The organism is Homoserinimonas sp. A520 (assembly GCF_054489245.1).
In genome coordinates, this window is the sequence record NZ_JBTMWX010000006.1 from 111,874 (window position 1) to 132,560 (window position 20,687).

The window sequence follows — 20,687 nt, forward strand, 5'->3', positions numbered from 1 at the left end:
CGCAACACAGGTCGGCGAGCAACGCACAACAACGGCAGACAGCGAAGGGGCGACAGTGACGGTTGCAGGGGCGTGGGCACGGACGGCCCGCGGGGCGATGCTCCTCAGTGACGACGGCGAGTTGAAGCCGACCATCTTCGCGGAGATGTCGGCGCTGGCCCACACCACGGGCGCCATCAACCTCGGCCAGGGTTTTCCCGACGAGGACGGACCCAGCGAGGTGCTCGAGGCTGCCCGCCAGGCGATCAGCGACGGGGTCAACCAGTACCCGCCGGGCGTCGGGCTCCCCGTGTTGCGTCACGCCATCTCCGACCACCAGCGACGCTTCTACAACCTCGAGATCGACCCCGACACCGATGTGCTGGTCACCGCGGGCGCGACGGAGGCGCTGGCAGCGACGATCCTCGCCCTCACCGATGAGGGCGACGAAGTGGTTACGCTCGAGCCGTTCTACGACTCCTACGCCGCCGTGATCGCGCTCAACAAGGCCGTTCACCGCACCGTGCAGTTGCGGGCGCCGCACTTCCAGCCCGACCACGACGACCTGCGGGCCGCCGTGAATGACAACACCCGGCTCATCCTTCTGAACAGTCCGCACAACCCGACCGGCGCCGTACTCCCCCTCGAAACGCTCGAGCTGGTCGTCGAGCTCGCCCACAAGCACGACGCGATCATCGTCACCGACGAGGTGTACGAGCACCTCACCTTCGGCGTTCCGCACATCCCGATTGCAACGCTACCGGGAGCGCGTGAGCGCACCGTCACCATCTCCAGCGGCGGGAAGACGTTCAACACGACCGGGTGGAAGATCGGCTGGCTCACCGCCCCGGCCGGACTACTGCAGCCGATTCTCGCCGTGAAGCAGTACCTGACCTTCGTGAACGGAGCGCCGTTCCAGCCGGCGATGGCGGTCGGACTCGGCCTGCCAGACAGCTACTTCCACGGTGTTGCCGACGATCTGCGCGCCAAGCGCGACATTCTCGCCGACGGACTGAGGCAGGCCGGCTTCACCATCTCACTCCCGGATGCCGGCTATTTCATCGTTGCGGATGCCGCGCCGCTGGGCGTGACGGATGCTGCAGACTTCAGCCGCAGACTTCCTGGCCTCGCCGGCGTGGTCGGCATTCCGGTCACCGCCTTCGTGCGACCGGGAACGCGGGAGTCGTTCAACACGCACCTGCGGTTCGCGTTCTGCAAGAAGCGGGAACTGCTGGAACGCGCATCCGCCCAGCTCGCCGAGCTTCCACCCGTCAGCTGAGGACACACCCGGCGCGGGCGCCTGTACGAGCGTGTCCGTAGCTGACGGGTAGGCCGCGCTTTAAGAGGCTGCACGGGGTCATGCCGCGTGCTCCTCGTCGGCCATGCGAATCGGCAGCACCACCCGGAACGTCGTGCCGACGCCGACCTCGCTCTCCACGTCGAGCTGCCCGCGATGCGAGGTGACGATCGCCTTGGTGATCGACATGCCGAGGCCCACCCCCTGAACTGCATTCCTGGTCGCGGTGGACGCCCGGAAGAAACGTGAGGCGAGCAGCGAGAGCTCGTCAGCCGGGATTCCCATGCCGGTGTCCTTCACCGAGATGGTGACCGTGTCATCCGCCTGGTCCAGCTTGACGGTCACAGTTCCCCCACGGGGGGTGAACTTGATGGCATTCGACAGCAGGTTGTCGACGGCCTGGCCGAGCCTGACCACGTCCCCGCGAATCATGATCGGTTCCGGAGCCTCCTTATAGAGGAGAAGAACGTTCGAAGCCTGCGACGACGGGCGCGCGGTGTCGATGGATGCCCCGATCACCGCACAGAGGTCGACGTCGGCGATCTCGATCGGGAACTTGTCGGATGCCACCTGCGCCGTGAACAGCAGGTCGCCGACCAGGTGCAGCAACCGCTGCGCGTTGCGCTCGGCCACCGCCAGGTACTGCTTTTGCACGTCGGACAGCGGCTCGGTGGCGTCATCGCGCAACAACTCGAGGTAGCCGAGGATCGACGTGAGAGGCGTTCGGAGTTCGTGCGACACCAGGCCGACGAAGTCGTCCTGCAGCTTGGCGACCTCCTTGTGCTCAGTGATGTCGGTGCCGAGGAAGATGTAGCCGACGACCTTGCCTTCTTCGTCCAAGCGCGGGGTGACAGCGACCTCGACCGGGAAAGGTGTGCCATCCGCCCTGATCCAGGTCCACTCGTGCTGTTCGGCGCCGCCCAGCCTTGCCTTCTCGACCAGCGCAGAGAACCCGGGGTTCAGCACCGTCGCACCAGCCGGGTAGTTCAGTTCGCGCGCACGCGCCTCCAGCTCATCCGGATCGTGGAAGTCGGAGATGTGCCGCTTGAACTTCACAGCGGCAGCCTCAAGTCCGAACATCGACTCTGCACCGTCGTTGAACGCATCGATCAGGCCGGTCAGGTTGGTGGCGATGACCGCCTGCAGCGTGACGGAGTCCAGGATGCTGCGGGTGAACTGTTCCGCCTCCTCCAGCCGCCGCTCGTTCTCGCGAAGCCGGCGAACGTACTCGACCGCCTGGGCGAGCATCGTTTCGCGCTGCTCCATCAGTATTCGGTTCGCCTTGATGCGTTTGCGGCTCTGACGGGCGATCTCGTTGATGACCAGCGCGGCGAGACCGAACACCAACGGCGTGAAGATCGTGCTGGCAAGGTCGCTATCGGTCGGGGTCTCGCCATGCCAGGTGGTTTCCAGCGAAAGCGACGCGGCGGTGGCGACGATGGCGAGCACCACCCAACGACGGCCCTCCTCGGAGGCGATCCAGACTAGCGGGAGGATGGCGACGACGGAGAACAGTCCGCCTGCACCAGCGCGCAGCACGCCGATTGCCATCAGCGAGATCACCGGGATGATGATCGTCCAGTGCGTTTTCGACTTGGTGGTCGAGAAGGCCACCGAGAACGCGACGGCGAGCACCATCAGGCCAATGGACGCCCAGATGCTGAACCAGTCGGTGATCTCATACCCAGGCACCGTGAACACGATGTAGAGCGCGAATGCGAACGCGAGGGTGGTCGCAGCCTGCTTGATGACCGGGGAGACGTCTTCCGGGGTGAACGCCTGCGCCAGCCGACGGAATTTCATTCGAGGTGCGGTCACTGCGGGAGTTGACGGAGCCGGCCCTGGGCAAGCCGGTGCTGCTTCAGGGCCTGGGCGACATCCTGGGTGCCAGCCGAGACATCCGTCGAGTCGCGCACGATCTCGAGCGGTTCGCAGTAGTCGCCGTCGCCGAAACGGGACCAGTAGCGGGCGGTGGCCGTGACGAAGTCGAGCGCGTAGTAGCGGCTGGTCTCCACCTGCGACTTGTGGCATCCGACGAGTTCGGCCTTAGCCTCGATGAAACCGTCGACATTCATGAACCGGTTGGGGCGGAAGTCGGCGGTCGATGACGCGCTCTGGTAGCAGGAGACCGTCCGCACTCCGCGCGTGGCGAGCAGTGTTGCTGCGTGCACGGCACGGTGGTCCTGGTGCAGATCGCGGTCGCTGTGCACGTAGACGATCGTCGGGTTGACCTCTCGCACGGCCTTGTCGATCAGGCCGACGGTGGGTTCGGCGCTACTGATTTCGGTGTCGACCAGGTCTTCGAGAATGAGCCTGGCACCGAGCAACTCTGCCGACATGAACGCCTCGTTCTGCCGGGAGCTCACGTTTCCCTTGCGTCCGCCGCGGGACATGATCAGCAGGTTGATGTTGTCGCCGGCCGCCTTGTGTGCAGCCAGGATGCCGCCGACACCGACCTCGATATCGCTCGGGTGGGCGCCGATCGCCAGTACGGTTTCGGGCTCGGTCATGGTGCCCTTGGCTGCGCGGAACTCTTCGGCCAGTCGGGAGACGATGGCGATGAGCTCGGCGGATGCGATCGGCTTGGTCAGGAATTCGTCGGCGTTGTTGCGCAGCGCCTCGATGGCGTAGTCGGCTGATGCGTGGGCGGTCATGACGACGACCGGGGTTCCCGGCCGGACCAGGCGTACCAGGTTGATCAGTTCCAGCCCGCTGATGCCGGGCATCTCGATGTCGGTGATGACAACATCCGGTTCATACAACCTCATCGCCTGCTGGGCGAACGCTGGGTCTACGAACGTCTGGACGATGCATCCGTTCTTCGTCAACACGGTCTTGATGTAGAACGCGACGTCGGGGTCATCCTCGACAACGATGACCCGATAAGGCTCAACCACGATCAAACTCCCCCTGCCACCCCTCGAGTGCCTCTACCGAGACTATCGGCAGCAGGTCGTCTACAGTTCGGAAATTCTGAACCTTCTTAGGTTGAGGGCGGGGTTGACTCGCCGCACCTCAGCCAATCGGGAGGTTGACACCTTGGTGACTGCGACATCCGTGGTGTCGCCGATAGTCACCAACTCGACGCCCATCGGGTCGACCACCATGCTGTTTCCGACGCCGACCGGTGGGGCGTGGTCGGCCGCCAGCACGTAGATGGTGTTCTCGAGCGCGCGCGCGATGACCAGTGTTCGCCAGTGGTGCTCCTTGAGCGGCCCGCGCACCCACTCGCTCGGCACGGCAACCACGTCTGCCCCGGCGTCGACCAGCCGCCTGGTCACCTCCGGAAAGCGGAGGTCGTAGCAGGTCTGCATTCCGACGGTCACGCCTTCCACGTCGAACGTCTCGGGCGCCTCGATCTCGCCGGGCACCACCCAGTCCGACTCCTTCTGGCCGAAGGCGTCGTAGAGGTGCATCTTGCGATACTTGGCGACCCGCTCCCCCTGCGGGTTGACGGCGATGACAGTGTTCGAGACGCGGTCAGCGGATGAGGCCTCCTCGAGCAGGCCGGCGATGATGTGAATGCCGAGCACCTTGGCGAGGGCGCCCAGTGCCGTGGCGAACGGACCGTCGATCGGCTCGGCGGCTGTGACTGAGTCCGGTCCCAGCGCAGGGATGAAGTGGGAGGAGTACTCGGGGAACACCACCAGCTTCGCCCCCAGCTGGGCGGCTTCGGTCGCGAGGTCCCTCACCGCGACGAGGTTGGCTTCCTTGTCTGCGCCGGGGGCGAATTGCGCAACGGCGACGGCAAGCTTGTGCGTGGTGTCAGGCATGGGACCAGCCTACGGTGGCGTGCTCGGTGCACGAAAAAGGCCCGGAACCGCTGGGATTCCGGGCCTTCTCTGTACTGCGTTTTGGTGGGTGATTCCGGATATCGCAGAAGTCACGCGTTACAAGGAGCGTTTCCGAATGCGCGGTGACTGATTCCAAGCTAAGACCCAAAAAGTTCCAGCGGGATTCTGTCCATCCAGGGTCCCGCTCTACAACCACGTCGGACGGACCTTGCCGCACTGCATACCCTGCTACCGGACGCTCAGTGCGCGCAGGCTGCGAATTGCAAAGTCCCGGCATTGGGCGTCTGAAAGGTCTGGGCTAGCCCGATCCGCGACGTCATAGTCGGGATCACCGGCTGGTGTCGAAACCTCTGCGAGCGCTGCCACCGTCAGGGAACGCCCAACCGCAAACCTGAAGTCGTGTTCACGGAACACGACCTCGTAGTTGACACCAGACCCAACCCATTCGTTGTAGAACACATATTTGGTCGCCGCAGCGATGAGTGCTTCTCCGCCACTCACTCGATCAGACAGGAAGCCCCCATGGTCCTCAGCGGTGGCGATCCAAGCGCAAAAACTCGTCATTTGGATGAGTTCGGGCCGATCAAGGGTTGAACGTAGCGGCTCTTCGCGTACTTCAGCGACCCAACGCCGCGCGAAATCCCTGTACAGCTCCTTAATCCCACTCTCGTCGCCGCGATGGGAACGTTTGGCAGCGTACGCACTAGTAGCGACAAGCTGATATCCGAAACGCGCGACCAAATCCGCCGTCGAGACAAGTTTCGTCTGAAGCGCCAGGAAAAGCTCATCAGCGAGCCATCGGTCAGCGGACGAAATACGAACAGCGTGTAGCCCAAGGGCTGATTTCAGTTGCCCTCGGACACCCTCCACGTAGTCGAGGAGGGCGAGCGAAGTCTCGGAGCTGTTATTTCTGGAGGTTCGAACTACGTCGAGGGCGAGAGCTGACCTCTCTTCGTCCAGGCCAACGAGGATGTTCTTCAATTCCGCAACATTTGGGCCCGTTGAAACATCCCTTGCGAGGTCTCTAAGGGCGCTTTCAGTCCTTCGTTCACTTATGTCATCGTCGGCGAGTCCGACCTGGAAGTAACGATCGAAGTAACGTGCTCTCTGCATCCGCCCTCGCCGACCGTCTAGTGCTCCGGCCAAACCCATCGGTTCGAATATGTAACGGACGGCGTCTTGAACCGGCAGCGCGTGCCCACTACGTACGAGGGCCTCGACGACCTTCATCCGGTCATCATGCGTCGCTTCAGAATCGTCCTCACGCCACGAGAGGTAGTCATCAGGATGCAAGCGGATGTGATTCCAAACCTCATGATGTGCGATGCGCAGCCAAGTCAGGGCGATGAAGTCGAATACGTCGACCTCCGCGTCTGCGATAAGGCCTGCAAGGCTGACCATCTGCTCGCGCAGGCGCTCTGCCGCTCGAGGTGTTTCGAGGCCAGAGGCAAGGATCCTGACGAGCTGCTCACGATGTTCAGCGCGTTCGACTCCGGATGTGCCGCTGTCACTCGGGCTGACGGCGTCCAACACTGCCCGACTCCAGCGGCGTCGAACAACCATGGGCGGTGGCGGCACCTCGAAAGGGTACTGGACGATCTTCTCCATAAAGTCAGAGCTCTCACCAGCTGTCCCCAGAGCTCGATCAATCGTCGCTTGGTCGTACGCCATCAGGTAATGGACGTTCTCAAATCGCCCGAGAAGTCGGACCAAGCGCAAGAGCGAGCGCAACTCGTCGCCGTCAAGGCGGTCGACATCGTCGACTATCACAAGCACTCTTGTGTGCTGAGCTGCAATCTCGGCGCTGAGCTTACGAAATTCTGAGTGCCAAGCGGGACGCTTCGTGAGCTCAGTAATCGCTTCCGTAGCGATCGATGATACCGCGTCCCCGACAACCGGGATCAGCTTCAGTACTGGGGAGCCGAAGCGCGAGTACAGGGCGAGATTCTTCTTCACAGTTGACGATTGCGGAAAGGCTTCGCTCAATGCCGACACGAACTCTGATGTGAGCGATCCAGTATCCGCGACAGACCACGGGCTGAACCAAACGATTTTCCAGCTGTCGAGTTGACTGGCGATGTCTCTTAGCAGCGTGGTCTTGCCGCTTCCCCACGGTCCGACAACCCCGAATACGGTTGAGCTTTGACCGTCCACGCTTCTGTCAATCCGCGAAGCGACGGCACTGGCGAACTCGGATCGGCCGGTTATGTCGGCCTTTGCGCGCGAATCATCACTCCACGGCGAGACAGAGGCTGGTTCAGTGGCCATTGGCACAGTCAACCATGCCGCTCCTTTTACTAGTGGCAAGCCTGCTGGAATGCGGGGGTGCCCGAAAAATCGTCCGGGCATCGCCGGAACCGCATCCCCGCCGGCCGCCCAATGAATTCGGGCTGAACGCAATCGTCGAGTGCTCAGCTGTGCTGCAGTGTCGATATCGTGAGCTAGTGCTGATTAGTGAAGAAACGGCGGGCTTGATCGCTCAACTTGTAGTTCTACTTTGGATACCAACGATTATTCAGTTATTGAAATTTCGGATACCCAAACTGCAATACGAATTTGTAGTTGCGGCCGTCATCTTGGCGGCCGGTACAGTCTTGTGGGGGATGGGAACTGTTGCCAACTTGGTGGAAATCGTGGCATTGGGCGGGAAAAAAGTTGAGTACCCGGGCACGCTCACTGCATGGATCTGGATGCAATTCGCCTCACCGCTGGTGCTTCTCGGGCTTACCCAGGTTATGAGTCGTACATTCCGGGATCTGGCGCATACGAGAGAGAATCGCACATCTAATTGGGCTTCCGTCGAGCTTTGGAGAGGTCTGAGGGATCCCTGAATAGCGGCTCGCTCGCGTCGTCGCGCCGTTCGTCGCCGAGGTGGGGAACGATCGCGCTTGCCAACTAGGCAATTGACACCCTCCCAAAAATGAGAACCGGATTTGATTTGGATTCGAGTCGATTAGGGCCCTTGGAATCACGAGCCTGGAGTCACCTAAGCCAGCAGCAGCACCATCTCGCCTGACAGGAGATTTGACTCAATCGCTCCCCTGAGGCCTGAGTGGCACCAGTGCGCTGATCGGCTCATCATCTTTCGCCAGGCGCCCTGCCACCTTCAGAGTTCTCCGGCTGCGATTGCCCTTTTCCTGAACTTCGATTGACTCGTCGAGCAAGCCAAGACAACAGGCGTCTGACAGCATTCACCTCCTGGGATCGCAGTATCCCCTCGCGCGATACCGGGTCCACCTCGCCGATCTGACGACGCACGGTGCGAACACGATCGCGACGGAGGAGTTGTCTCGCACCCGTCCATGCGAGCACCACGGACACCGTGCCCGGGAGGAGTGCGGTAATAGCCACCGCGAGTGGATGCTGCTCCATGTTCTGGGCGACGGTCACTCCCGTGATCGAAGCGGTCAGCAGTGAATACAGCAGGGCACCGAACCCCCACACGTAGGACCCGGGTTTCTTGAGCCAAGCGTCGGCTGACACGAAGAGTGCCGCGTTCGTGCGCGCCTCCCTTTCATACTCTCGAACGAGCTGGTCATGCGCGACGGGAGCCGAAGAAGACGCAAACGGACCGTTCATCGGCCCGAGTTCAACAAGGCGCTCACGTAGGTCAAGGAGCCGGATCGAGCGCTCATAGAACCGCCGCGCACGCTGCTGTCGAAGCACTGCAGCGATATTGACCACCCCGACGATGGCACCAATTGCTGTGGCCCCGTACGAAATTGGGATCCAGTCCATGAGGCCTCCAGATCCGCCTATTCCGTTGATGTCCCTAAAACCTATCGGCACCCTCCGATGGCGTGGGTTCGCATCGGGTTCTGTCAGAGCAGCGATTCCCTGGGTGCGGGTCAGCCAAAGCTAGCCCAATGGATTCCCAGAGCCCCTGTAGCTAGACACGCTATCGCGCTCCGTCGCCACGAGAGTGCGCAAGATCCTGCGCTCTTGCGAATGATCCTCGCCTGAAGATCGCGCCAAGTCGCCCTTGCGGAGGCCAACCGAGTCGGCGGCGTCTGGTATGGATTGACCAATGCCCCGCACGCTCTCCAATTCGCAAACAGACAGTGAGCCCGAATCGAATGCCGCCTACGCTCAGTTCCGCCGAGATCGCCGAAGACGATAGTCTTCGGTCGCAGTTCATGCGGCAGCTCATCGCCACGCAGAACAACGCACGCCACGTCGCCGGGCCCGCCAGTGCGCCCCGCCTACTCGTTCAGTTTTGGGATGATGCTGCGGCTGTCCCCGACGACGTGCAAACTTGCCTAGATAGTTGGGCACCGCTTGAGATGGCAGGATTCACGCGGACACTATTTGATGACACGTCCGCGCGACGCTTCATTGAGGATCAGTTCAGCGCGCGTTATCTCGAGGCCTTTGACCGCTGCAGCCATCCCGCAATGCGATCCGACTACTTTCGCTTGTGCTTCATCCTTCGCATCGGGGGCATGTACATTGACGCCGATGACGAGTATCAGGGCGGGGAGATCGAACACTTAGTCGGCAGTGGTCGGTTGCGTATTCAGGCGTTGTGCTACGACATCGGGTCTGACTCGATGGTCGACGTGTCCGACGCACTCGCGGACACTACTGGCGCGAAGCGGATCTTCTATGTCAACAATAATCCTCTCATCGCAGGAGCAGGGCATCCGGTTATTGCCCGCGCATTAGAGCGCTCAACGACACTCCTGCTCTCCGCGAACGCGACCAATCGAGACCTCCAATCCATCACCGGACCTGGCAATCTCACGGCTGTCCTGGTCGCTCACGCCGCTCAGCAAGACGCGGACAGTCAGCCGCGTGACTTCGAACTACTCCCGACCTGGGATGCCGTTGCGATCAGCAAGTGGCCTCTCGCCTACCGAGCCGACGGACGCAATTGGAGGAACTGGGTGCGCGGCGACGCAGGTGGAGACCCCTCGTGAACAAGCGATCGATCGCGGACTTTCGTCAGAGCCTGCTCCATCACGGGCGGCTTCGCCTCCGCGTGCTCGACTGGCGCCGGCGCGCAACCGTCTTTTCGCGCGGACCCGAATCCGACGCGTTGCGTCGCGTTTATGTGATCAACCTCGATCGTCGGCCCGACCGCTGGCGGCGCGTTCGGCGAGAACTCGACCGGTTCCGAGACAGGCATGGTGAACGGCTCTCAGGAATCGCGCGACGTTTCTCCGCCATCGACGCACGGTACATTGACGCCAGACCCAACCCCGCCGAGTTGATTCCGCGATACACACTGGCCGATCAGCTCACCGTTGACCCGAATCCCCTGCTTCAGATTGATGATGAGACTCGCGCTCTTGAGATCAAGATGACGAAGCAGGAAGTCGCCGTGGCACAATCCCACATCGAGGTGTGGAAGCTAATCGCCAACGGCGACGTACCGAGCGCGCTCGTTCTTGAAGACGACGTGTTCATGACCCACGGCTTCGCTCGCGACCTAGAAGCGACCTGGTTATCGCTTATCCGGCCAGGCAACGATGCACCAAACTTCGACCTCCTGTACCTTGCCTTCGGGGACGTTGGGGGCGTCTCACCCGTCCGCAACGGTACGGGCGCCCGCCGACTAAAGAAACCGGGCATCTGGGAAGCCTCCGGGTATGTCTTGACCCGTGAAGGTGCCCGGGCACTGCTCGACCAACTGCCCGCGTACGGTCCCATCGACCTCTGGCTGAACATGCAATTCGGCAGACTGCAAGCATTCACCGCCGCACGCCCACTCATCGAACAACGCATCGACGAGCCGTCAACGAATTCATATTCCGTCCTCCCTGTCCTTTCCCAAGTTGGAGTCATTACACGCGAGAAGCCCCTCGTGCCCGCCACTAAGCACTTACCGGGACCTGTCATTGCAGTCGGCGAACCTGGCACCGGCTTGACCGCTCTCGCGACTGCCCTATCCATGCTCGGATTCACGTGCACCAGCGACGTTGAACACTTACCTGCGGCCGAAGAGCGCGCTCTCCTCCACGGCAGTCGAGGTCGGCTATTCAACGCCTACGTCAACATCGGCTCTCTCTCCGCCGAAGCGCTCAGGCGACTCGCCAGGACGAATCCGAACGCACATTTCATCTCCACATCGCCGCACCAGGCGTTGACTCCGGCCCTGAACGACCGCACCCTGATGCTCCCGCCTGATATCCGGGACAAGTGGGGAGCCCTGACCGAGTTCCTCGCCATCGACTATCCCGCACTTCCCTATCCGATCGAGCACGACACTGGCCAGCGCAACTTCGGACAGACGACCCTGTTGGCGAATGCTCGCCACTCGACTGATCTGAGGCACGACGCTGGACCGTGGATAGTGAAGCCGACCCGCGCGTGGAGGGGCATTCCGATCGACGCTGATCCTCTACCCCACACCCTCACAACGAGCGTCGACTGGGCCTCTGGCGAAACCCTCGATCGGGCTGACTGGGAGCTCCGCGACGACACGTTCCCGAGCAACATGGCGTTGTTCACTCCAGCAAACGTCACCCAGACCGGGAGCCACGCATTGCTCACCCTCCGGCACGAGAAGACATCGGTGCGCGAACTCACATCTGGAGCAATCGCCACCACAGCGTCCTACCGCTACGGCACGTTCAAAGCCAAACTCCGTCCGCCAGGAGTGTCCGGACTCGTGACAGGCATGTTCCTTCACCGGAACGGGCCCCGACAGGAGATAGACATCGAATTCCTCGGCAAGGACACCAGCAAAATGCTTGTCAACGTCTTCTACAACCCGGGACCGAACAGCACCAAGCTTGAATACGGCTACCGTGGAACACCCACCCTGATCGATCTCGGGTTCGACGCCGCGGACAGCTTTCATACGTATGAGATCGACTGGCAACCAAACATGATCCGATGGCTGGTTGACGGCGAGGTTGTATACCAACGGAATACGTGGGAGCCAACGCCGATTCCCAACCAACCCCTTCAGTTCAACGTCAACCTCTGGCACTCCCGATCGAGGGAGTTCACCGGAGATTTGGCGTCCACACTCCTTCCCGTCTCAGCGAGCATCCGATCAGTCGAGATCTATGGTTCGGCCCAGACCGCGTCCGACGAAGTGGAGGGTTCGCTGGATGAGGCATCGGTTGATCACCCGTAGAAGCTTTATGTTGCCTGCACACACGCGAGGTAGGAGTTAGCTGTCGCGACTTCCCGGTCGAGTAAATGAGGTAGCTCACGACCCAAACGCTTGACCGATAAGAGTCCTTACGTCCGGTACCACCGCCCACAACTGCAGGTGCGAACGAGCGGGCGCAGAGTGTCGTAGTCAGCGTCGCCTTACTTCGGCAGGAATGCCTGGGCCCGTTTGATGGTGATGTCGCGGCGGATTTCGCTGACTGGAAGCTTCTTGCATATCCGCACTAGTGAGACGGGGTCGATGAGGCCGGCTTCCACTAGAGCGTCGACGAACTCGAGGTCCTTGGCCTCTCCGCGGACGAGTTTCGCGGCGCACAGATCATGAGGGTCCAGGCATCTGGCGAGAGCACCACCTGGTCCATCCGGGGCAACCAGGACGGTGCGGGTCTCCCAACCGTTCGGGAGCACCGATGTCATGACGTTGACACCTTGGACGTAGAAGCCGTGGTCCTGGTGGAACTGGGACCACTCTCCCAGTTCCGCATCGATGATAGTGGCGAGCGTGTAGTCCTCGTCGTCTGTGATCGGGGCAATATCGACTTCCTCCGACAAGGTCGCCCGTTCAGGAAGCTCCCCTTCGTTGTACGAGCCGAGGATGGCTTGACTGCCGATGATCAGGACGTCGCGCTGCTGGGTGACCCGCGTTGCGTGGCGGATCGCCTCATCGAGCTCCTTGCGTGTCACTTGCCGCTTGCCCGCTTTATCGCCGCGAGCCGTTCATCCTGGGTGAGAGCACCGGAGAACGGGGAGTTCTGTCGAAGTTCGCGTCCCTCAGGGGTATCGGCGAGCATGCCGGTGATGAGCACGTCGACCGGACTGTCGATCAACTCGCTCCACCGGTTCACCCACGATTGACTGATCGGAGAGGTTAGGCGCGTGCTGAGACGTTCCAGGTTCTTCGGTACGACCTCGAGAACGCTATCCGGGTCGCTGCGGAGTTTGCGAGCGAGCTCGTGGTGCAGCTCCATCGCAACCCGCTCCTCTCGACGGTCGTTGACGACCTCGATCTTAGGGCTGCGTCCCATCACGTTCAGGGCGCGCTGGAGAGTTCCGAGTTGGATCCGGCCGTCCCGCTCGGACTGTTCCATGCGAGTGACGCTGCTAGGAGCGACACCCAGGTTCTCTGCCAGCTCGCGCACGGTCCACCCGACTGCGCGGCGCGTGTCCATGATCGTGGTCGACATCTCCATACCTCCTTGTTGCATTGTAGTGCAACACAGCGACCCTTGTCTAAGTTTGGTTTCCGGTGATCACGCGGACTGAACCTGCCCAGCAGTGGAAACAGTAGCGACGTTGCGACCAGCACAATTAGCCTCTCGGCCTCCGCACGTGGAGGTCACGGCCGAGTTCTCGCTCGGTCTCCGTCGTGTGCCCGAATCGGGAAAACGGGTCACTGCTCCGGAGCGCGACCGGTGACCGTTCTTGCGGCCGGCAGTGCCCACGTCCAATGTCGACACAGTGGTGGGTCGGGTCGATGCTGCTGAGGTCGATCGGAAAGCGGCGTTGGCCGGTCGCCTGCCACGATTCAAATGCGTGACCACGCTCGAGGATGAGCGGTCCGTCACCCTGCATGGTGTTGCAGTGTGGGCAGATTTGCGCCATGTACTCCATTTCCACGACCTTGCTATACCGCCGGTTGAAACGGGTGAACGCCGGCAGCCGGGACCTCGCCCCAAGGATACGGATCTCATCTTCGATGAGTCGCTCAACCCGGTCCGCCTGATGCGGGATGTACGAGGTGGAAATGGAGGATTTGATGCCGCAGCGAGTCTCGAATCCGGCGACGCGCACGAACCAGGCGCTCATCCACTTGTCGCACTCCGGCCGCCAACACTTGATCATCACCGCGTCGACAATCAGCCAGTTCGCGACGACATCAACGTTCCTACTAATCTTCGCGGTCAGAATGTGCCGAAGGCCCGCTCTCAGTTCCAAGCTGACTCCACCAGATCGGATCGGCTCGTCCACTGTCAGGACGATCTCCTCCCCGCGCGCGTCGATACCGAAGTGAGTTGTTCCTCCGGCGAACGCAAGACTTTTGGGGCCGGCGAGCCAAATAGTGTTGATGCCTGCTGCCTGGTACCGCTCTGTTCGGTGGCGGAAGTCGTCGGAGGACTGCCCGGACCATTGCACTTCGACAGCCGTACGTACCCCGTCCTTTTCGATGAGCACGTCTGCGATCCAGGATCGGTCCGGAGCCGGATACTCGATAGTCGCGGTGTAGCCGAGCTCCTTGGCTACCTGGGCGACAATCCCCTTCGCGCGAAGGTGCAATTCGGATTCGCCGCCCGGATGCAGATCGCAATGTGAGCCCGGATTGTGAGAGAAGTATTTCAGGCCCAGGTTCGATGTCCGCGGGTGTCCAGATGATCCGCAGCTCATCACCGTCATGCCCTTGAGGAGGCGGATCTTCTGCCATTCCTCGTCGCTGAGGAAGACAGACTCCATTCGGACTCCGTCGACGATTGCTACCAGAGGCATGTCGGCACCGTATCGGGAGCTGGCGACATGCGCCGTCGGACAGCACCGTTTGCGCGGTCAGCAGGCTGAACTCAAGCGGCGCGAGACGGAAGCTCCGATCGCCCATTGTCGACGTATTGCCTGACACATTGGAGGCACGTAGCGCATGTTTCGGAGGACCATGATGGCTGACAGCACGAGAGAGAACCTTCAACCACGCCGGGCGGCCTCGACATCGCTTGGGGACTCTGTACGACTCAGCACCCAGGACATCGTCCGGACGCTTCAAGCGGGATTGGGGCAAGGGCTCCTTGCTATCCTCGTGAACCGTGATGTACGGACGCTGGCCCGCTGGGCAAACGCTACAGTCGCTCCGCCAGCGGCTGCCGAGCGCAAACTGCGGGATACCTTCCAGGTGTTCCGGATGATAGCCGACGCAGATTCCACCTCTGTGGCTCGCGCTTGGTTTGTGGGAATGAACCCAGGTCTTGACGACCGCTCCCCCGCCGAGACCCTCGCTGACGGCGATGTCCGCGAGGTGATGGCGGCGGCCCGACACTTCATCGCTGGCAATTGAACCCGTCGAAAGTGTCGCGACCAAAGAAGCCCTCGCGCCGCGGCGAGCAACGCTGATTGGTCAGCTCGCCATGGCTGCCACCAATCGACCGACTGTGCAGAGGCACCGGTCGCTATGACACCCCGTCCACACGAGCCTGGGCGTCACTAATGCGTCGCATAATCTTCGTCCCTCGCCTTTCGAATCCGAGTGCGCTCATGATGACGGCAACCTCATCATCCGAGCTTCGGACTACATTATCGCTGCGAATCCAACGCACGATGTCGATGAGGGCCGACGTGCTGTATTCGTCGATCGGGTAACCCGGACTCACGGCTGGGCGCGTTCCCGTCCTTCGGCCGACTGGAAGTTCCCATGCGGTTGCCATATCGGCAATGGGGGTTGGCACTTGGGAATCCGCGCGTTCGACCGCGTCCGTGAAAGCGTACAGCACTGCTGCCACCTCAGCGTCGGCGTCGTTGAACCAGTCCGTGCTCCATATGCGGTGAAATACCCATCCCCGTCGCTCAAGTAGCTGTTGTCGGAGTCGGTCACGTTCTCGAGCGGTGTGCCCTGAGTGATACGCAGCGCCATCGGCTTCGATCGCAAGCACGTGTCTTCCCGGTTTCTGAGGATGACGGGCGGCGAAGTCGAGACGGTAGGAGCCGACACCGACTTGCGAGTCCAGCTTTAGACCAGCTGCTTCCAGTCGGTCTCGGATATCCATCTCGAATGCGTTGAGAGGGATGCCTCGGTTTGGGCCGTCCCCTAGATCAGCTCCGCCGGAGGACACGAACCGGATGAACTGATACATGAGCTTGTAACCGCGGCTCTCATGGCCGTCTTCCGCCAGGTCATCGGCTGAGAAGCTGCTGACGAGAGTCAGTCGCAGACGGGCCCGACTGATGGCGACATTCAGCCTTCGGTCTCCGCCGTTTTGCAGGAGCGGCCCCCAGAACAGGCGAAGTTGCCCATCCTTGCTCTTGCCGTATCCGACCGTGAGAATGATCGCGTCGCGTTCATCGCCTTGAACCCGCTCGATGGATTTAACGAAGAATGCTTCCTTGGCGTTGAGGGTCTCGAACAGGCCGGGGTCGTCTGCGAATGCCCGTTCAAGTGCCGTTTCGAGTCGGTGTTGGTGTTTGATACCGAAAGCGATAACGCCCAGTGATTCGTCCGGATGAAGGAGCGCATGAGACTTCACGGCCTGAACCACCGCCTCCACTTCTGCTTCGGGGCTATTGGTGCCCCCGCCGATTCCTGGGCTGAAGGGCACTTCGATGTGGTTGATTGCGTCCGGGGTGTCTGCGGCGGGGAAGGTGGTCAGCGAGCTGTCGTACACGTGCCGGTTCGAGACAGCGATCAGTCGCTCATCTCGTGAACGGTAATGCCACAGCAGCCGGCGTGATTGACCGGCCAAGAGCCGATCCATCGCGAACAGGATGCTTTCCGCGTCCCGGGTGAGTGAGCCAAGCCGACGTGGGGCGGGCGTCTCGTCTAATGCGAGTGCGAGCGATGCGTCCTCGTCAATGTCCTCGGTGTCATCCGGGTCTTCGAGGGTCTTTGCGAAGAACTCGGTTGGGGGAAGCTGCCTGCTGTCACCGGCAACAATGAGTTGACCGCCTCGGAGGATGGCGGGGATTGCGTCCGCGGGCTTGACCTGACTTGCCTCGTCGAAGATGACGACATCGAAGAGTTGTTCTCGTGGGAGCAACCGTGAAACCTGGAGCGGACTCATGGCCCAAATGGGCTTGGCGGCAAGGATGACATCGGGCACTTCACGGAGGAGTCGCCGAACCGGCGTGAACCTCGTCTTGCGGGTCACCTCTTTCTTTAGGATGAGGTGCTGATCCGGGTTGGCGTCCAGTTCATTTTTGAGGCGCTCTGCAGCGAGCCGCCGGATGCGAACTGCGTTTGCCTCAAGGTGACCCAGGTCGTTGCGCTGGAAGGTCGCCGCTGCACGGTTTAGGTCGCTACCGCTGATGGACGCCAGGTCCGGGTCGAAAAGTAGAGCCTCGTCGAGGAGTGATGTAGCGATGACCCGGTCCAAGACTTGTGCGGCGCGGTTTGGTGCATTGGCTCCGACATCTTCCCGCTGTTCAAGATGATTCAGCAGCGGCCCTAGCCCAGCCGCCGCGAGAGTGGTGCGGAGAGCGAATGACCTTGGCATGAGGCGTCGACGTGGATCCTGAGCCAGCCGCACGAATAGGGCAGGAAGGTCGGTCATCCGCTCTTCGAGTAGCGAGGTTCCCTGCAAGGAATCGTCGAGTTTCGCGACGGCGTCTCGGTAGGAGTATGCATCGTTCACGCTGGGCCGCCAGTCGACCGCGGCAGCGTAGTCAAGGCGACCCACCCACGACGTTCGGAGATTCAGCGCTGCCTCAAGCAAGTTCGCCCTGGCATTGCGCGGGAGGTGTCCAACCATCGACTTGGCTCTTCGCAGTGCATCTCGTCGGGGTGCCCCGGATATCTTCCGCTGAGTTTGTTTCCGATACGGTCGGCTCGTAGCGAGTAGAGAATTGTGGATGTCGTCGTTGGACAACTGGGGATCGAGCGTTGCCGGAGCCGACGAGAGCACTCGGTCACGTTCTTCGAATTGCGTTGCGATTATGGCGAGTTCGTCCCAGGTCGCTGGTGCAGGCAGATCGAGGGAACCTGCCATGGCCGTCAGACCCGCAGTTACCTGCGAATGGCGCGATTGCACGTCGGTGAGGATCTGATTGGAATGCCGGAGTTCGTCTTCACTTGTGATCTTGGCCGGCGACCAGCCAGCTGTCGTAGACCAGCCCGACTCAAGCACGCCCAAATTGCTGAGTTCCGTCAGGGCTGCTTTGTGACGAACTGGGTCTAGCTCCGACCAGCCTTCCAGGGTGGCTACCGGGATGCGCAGGTCCGACTGCACGTCTGACGGTATCGCGAACGATAGCGCGATCAGTTCCGCGATGCTGATGCCCCACCCACGAGACGGGTTGTGGATCGCCGCGTTGTGCCTGACGAGACGTTCGCGTGCCGAGGCAAGGGAATAGTGAAGTTCGTCGGTGCGGGCGAGTCCCGCCGTGCGCTGTTTATCCAGTGCTTCCTGAAGCTGGTCTGCTACAAATCGTCGCGAACTCGCGGCCGCGAACACATCGAGCACCAGATGGCCTAAATCGACTCGGTTCAGTCGGTCGAGAACCGCGGCTACGGCCGCACGCTTCTGGGCAACAAAGAGCACGCTGCGGCCGGCGGCAGCTGAGGTGGCAATGATGTTCGCGATCGTCTGGCTCTTGCCAGTTCCTGGCGGACCCTCGACAACGAGGTTTCGACCGGCGAGGGCAGCATTAATGACATAACTCTGGCTCGCATCAGCGTCCAGCACGAGGTACTCCGCGTCAACCGGCGTGTAGTCCGGGGTCGCCTCCGTCACGTCATCGGCAAACGCGCGAACTCGCTCGGCCGCGGCAGCATCGCCTGACAAGGCTGCGACCAAGTCGGACTCTCCGAGCGCATCCAGATCGCTGACGTCGTCAACCATCGGCTGTTTTGCGTAACTGAATGCGCCGATGACGATCGTCGGATCAATGGAGAACTCTGCAATGTCTTTGCATGCGTCCTCGACTGCCCACTGCATGCTCTCGATGTCGTCGTAATCGCCGTCATACTCACCAAGCACGTCGTCGTCCTTGATGCGCACCCTGTCGGCATTGAGCACGTGGGTAAGCACAGCATTGACCTGGAAGTCGTCAAGCAACCTCAAGTCCCATGATTGCTGCGCACCCCTGCGGAGCTCGATCTCAATGGGCCTAAGAAGCAACGGTGCTCGCGGTCGCGTGTACTTGGGCTTCCGAGGTTTGGCTTCCTGGGCCTCGGCGTCGTCGAGCTCGGTCGCCTCCGCGGCAGCCAGCCCCGGGTTGCCCTCGGGATCCCACGAGGCCATCCCGGCCGCGAGGTACGTCACCGAAACTCCGTATTCTTCCACGGCTTCACGTTGTTTGCGGGCCAGCGCTACGCAAGCCTTTTGCGCATTCTGCAGGGCCTCGCTATCAGGAAACAGCTCGGACAACCGCACTTGGGCGCCTGCCATCAGCTTTCTCAAGGCACCGTGCGGCGATCCGTCAAGGATCAGGGTTGAAGCGCCATTTCGGTAGTTGAGGAGTCGGTTGTTTCCGCCAACGTCGATCAGCCCGTTTCGCCACTCCTTTGACGCGGACTCGATGGATTGGCTCATTAGGGCTCCCAGCTTGACCCACTCCACTCGTAACGAAGGGGTTCGTGTGATGGTTCTAAGACGATGCGGCGACGCCTATTTTGCTACTTCGTCGCGCAGGTCCACTTCGTTGGCTTTTTCGAGTGCGTCCAAAATCATGTCCAACTCCTCGAAGTCCTCCGCACCGTAAAGCTGCAGGTCGCTCAGATCACGTTCCATGAGATGACCCTACTTGTTCGGCCCCGTTGGACATGCCGAGGTCGCCCTTCACGACTCCGACTTGGAAACGCGAGCAGACCGCTTCTCAAGGATCTCCACAACGGATACGTCGAGCTCAAGGTCGTCATATGCGATGCCCCACCGCTCTGTCATGCGATGCATGATGACTTCGATGCGCTGCAAGTTGCGAATGAGGGTTGTCTGGTCATATTCATGCTCGCCGTTCATCTCGGCTAACAATCCTGCGAGAATCTGCGAATCCCGGGATGTCTGCTTCGCGCGTTCCTGCGCCTCCTCGTCGAGTCCGCCCTCCCATTCGACGATGTCGTCCACCGCGGATTGGATGACGGGGCCGATCGCCTCCGCCACGGCCACGACCGTTCCTCCGTATTGCACGAGCGCTTGGTCGAAATCGTCGCGGGCCATGGTGCTTAGGCCAGGCGCGATGGGCAGCCTGCCGTACTCAAGGAGCCGGCGGGCGCTGGACGATTGCGCCTTGAGCGTCCCGTCTGCTGAATAGCGAAAGAGCGCGACGTCACGTTCCTCGCCAAAGGCCAACGCGCTGGAGGTAAACCCATTTAAGGAATACAGCAACGCATCGCTGTGGATTCCGTCGATGCCTCGCACTTGTTGTGCGACGGGTAGCGTAACCGGCGCCGCGTCGTGCCGAACGAGGGCGTATCCGCCTTGCGATTCGATGTCGACCGCCCTCTCCTCGGTCTCCGAATGGATCTGGACCGAGAGGAAACCTAGCTCCTCCATGTGACGAACAGCGAACTGTTCCGCATCGCGGGCTGATGAGATTTTCGTCGGGCCGAAGTCGCGCATGAGGAGAACAAGAAAGGACCGGGATAGTTTTTCGACCATCCCGGTCCTTCTTCACTCAATATCCGGAAAGTCTCGCGATCATTTCCGGAATGAGCCTTGGTTGCGGGGGCAGGATTTGAACCTACGACCTCTGGGTTATGAGCCCAGCGAGCTACCGAACTGCTCCACCCCGCGGCACAAGAATCAATCTTAGCACAGGGTTTCGGGCGAGGTTTCGATACGCCGGCTCGCTGCGCTCGCCAG

General features: G+C 61.2%; 15 protein-coding genes, 1 tRNA gene and 1 pseudogene. 4 read left to right on the forward strand and 13 right to left on the reverse strand.

Going from position 1 to position 20,687, the window contains the following annotated elements; translation table 11 throughout:
- Positions 1-55 precede the first annotated feature (55 nt).
- A complete protein-coding gene (locus ACX3PH_RS13990) occupies positions 56-1,258 on the forward strand; it encodes an aminotransferase class I/II-fold pyridoxal phosphate-dependent enzyme (protein WP_459093296.1) in 1,203 nt (400 codons plus the stop codon).
- Positions 1,259-1,336: 78 nt separating this feature from the next.
- Here the strand turns inward: ACX3PH_RS13990 and ACX3PH_RS13995 are convergent, their stop codons facing one another.
- The 4 genes from ACX3PH_RS13995 to ACX3PH_RS14010 form a co-directional block, all read right to left on the reverse strand.
- Positions 1,337-3,094, reverse strand: a complete 1,758-nt coding sequence (locus tag ACX3PH_RS13995; protein ID WP_459093297.1) for a sensor histidine kinase — start codon at positions 3,092-3,094, stop codon at positions 1,337-1,339.
- Positions 3,091-4,173: a response regulator gene (locus ACX3PH_RS14000; RefSeq protein WP_459093298.1), complete on the reverse strand. Its 1,083-nt coding sequence runs from the start codon at positions 4,171-4,173 to the stop codon at positions 3,091-3,093. The genes ACX3PH_RS13995 and ACX3PH_RS14000 overlap by 4 nt, the downstream gene beginning before the upstream one ends.
- Before the next feature lie 60 nt (positions 4,174-4,233).
- Complete coding sequence (locus ACX3PH_RS14005) at positions 4,234-5,049, reverse strand: carbon-nitrogen hydrolase family protein (protein WP_459093299.1); 816 nt, start codon at positions 5,047-5,049, stop codon at positions 4,234-4,236.
- Positions 5,050-5,298: 249 nt separating this feature from the next.
- Positions 5,299-7,338, reverse strand: a complete 2,040-nt coding sequence (locus tag ACX3PH_RS14010) for a P-loop NTPase fold protein (RefSeq protein WP_459093300.1) — start codon at positions 7,336-7,338, stop codon at positions 5,299-5,301.
- Between the two features lie 176 nt (positions 7,339-7,514).
- On the opposite strand from ACX3PH_RS14010, the gene ACX3PH_RS14015 reads away from it, so the two are divergent.
- Positions 7,515-7,901: a hypothetical protein gene (locus ACX3PH_RS14015; protein ID WP_459093301.1), complete on the forward strand. Its 387-nt coding sequence runs from the start codon at positions 7,515-7,517 to the stop codon at positions 7,899-7,901.
- A 247-nt stretch (positions 7,902-8,148) separates the two neighbouring features.
- On the opposite strand, the gene ACX3PH_RS14020 is transcribed toward ACX3PH_RS14015, so the two are convergent.
- A complete protein-coding gene (locus ACX3PH_RS14020; protein WP_459093302.1) occupies positions 8,149-8,808 on the reverse strand; it encodes a hypothetical protein in 660 nt (219 codons plus the stop codon).
- Between the two features lie 398 nt (positions 8,809-9,206).
- Between ACX3PH_RS14020 and ACX3PH_RS14025 the strand changes: the two genes are divergently transcribed.
- Both ACX3PH_RS14025 and ACX3PH_RS14030 read left to right on the forward strand, forming a co-directional pair.
- Complete coding sequence (locus tag ACX3PH_RS14025; protein WP_459093303.1) at positions 9,207-9,989, forward strand: glycosyltransferase family 32 protein; 783 nt, start codon at positions 9,207-9,209, stop codon at positions 9,987-9,989.
- A complete protein-coding gene (locus ACX3PH_RS14030) occupies positions 9,986-12,157 on the forward strand; it encodes a family 16 glycosylhydrolase (protein WP_459093304.1) in 2,172 nt (723 codons plus the stop codon). The genes ACX3PH_RS14025 and ACX3PH_RS14030 overlap by 4 nt, the downstream gene beginning before the upstream one ends.
- Before the next feature lie 179 nt (positions 12,158-12,336).
- Here the strand turns inward: ACX3PH_RS14030 and ACX3PH_RS14035 are convergent, their stop codons facing one another.
- The 8 genes and pseudogenes from ACX3PH_RS14035 to ACX3PH_RS14070 form a co-directional block, all read right to left on the reverse strand.
- Complete coding sequence (locus tag ACX3PH_RS14035; protein ID WP_459093305.1) at positions 12,337-12,879, reverse strand: DUF6036 family nucleotidyltransferase; 543 nt, start codon at positions 12,877-12,879, stop codon at positions 12,337-12,339.
- Complete coding sequence (locus ACX3PH_RS14040; RefSeq protein ID WP_459093306.1) at positions 12,876-13,379, reverse strand: helix-turn-helix domain-containing protein; 504 nt, start codon at positions 13,377-13,379, stop codon at positions 12,876-12,878. The genes ACX3PH_RS14035 and ACX3PH_RS14040 overlap by 4 nt, the downstream gene beginning before the upstream one ends.
- 124 nt (positions 13,380-13,503) lie before the next feature.
- Positions 13,504-14,676: a competence protein CoiA gene (locus ACX3PH_RS14045; protein ID WP_459093307.1), complete on the reverse strand. Its 1,173-nt coding sequence runs from the start codon at positions 14,674-14,676 to the stop codon at positions 13,504-13,506.
- Between the two features lie 668 nt (positions 14,677-15,344).
- Positions 15,345-18,941, reverse strand: a complete 3,597-nt coding sequence (locus tag ACX3PH_RS14050; RefSeq protein ID WP_459093339.1) for an AAA domain-containing protein — start codon at positions 18,939-18,941, stop codon at positions 15,345-15,347.
- A gap of 177 nt (positions 18,942-19,118) precedes the next feature.
- Positions 19,119-19,418 (reverse strand): annotated as a pseudogene (locus ACX3PH_RS14055) (DUF4011 domain-containing protein); the annotation flags it as partial.
- A 75-nt stretch (positions 19,419-19,493) separates the two neighbouring features.
- Entirely contained in the window at positions 19,494-19,616 is a 123-nt protein-coding gene (locus ACX3PH_RS14060; protein WP_459093308.1) for a hypothetical protein, read from the reverse strand.
- A gap of 48 nt (positions 19,617-19,664) precedes the next feature.
- A complete protein-coding gene (locus ACX3PH_RS14065; RefSeq protein WP_459093309.1) occupies positions 19,665-20,483 on the reverse strand; it encodes a hypothetical protein in 819 nt (272 codons plus the stop codon).
- 58 nt (positions 20,484-20,541) lie between these two features.
- A tRNA-Met gene (locus tag ACX3PH_RS14070) sits at positions 20,542-20,618 on the reverse strand.
- Positions 20,619-20,687: the final 69 nt, after the last annotated feature.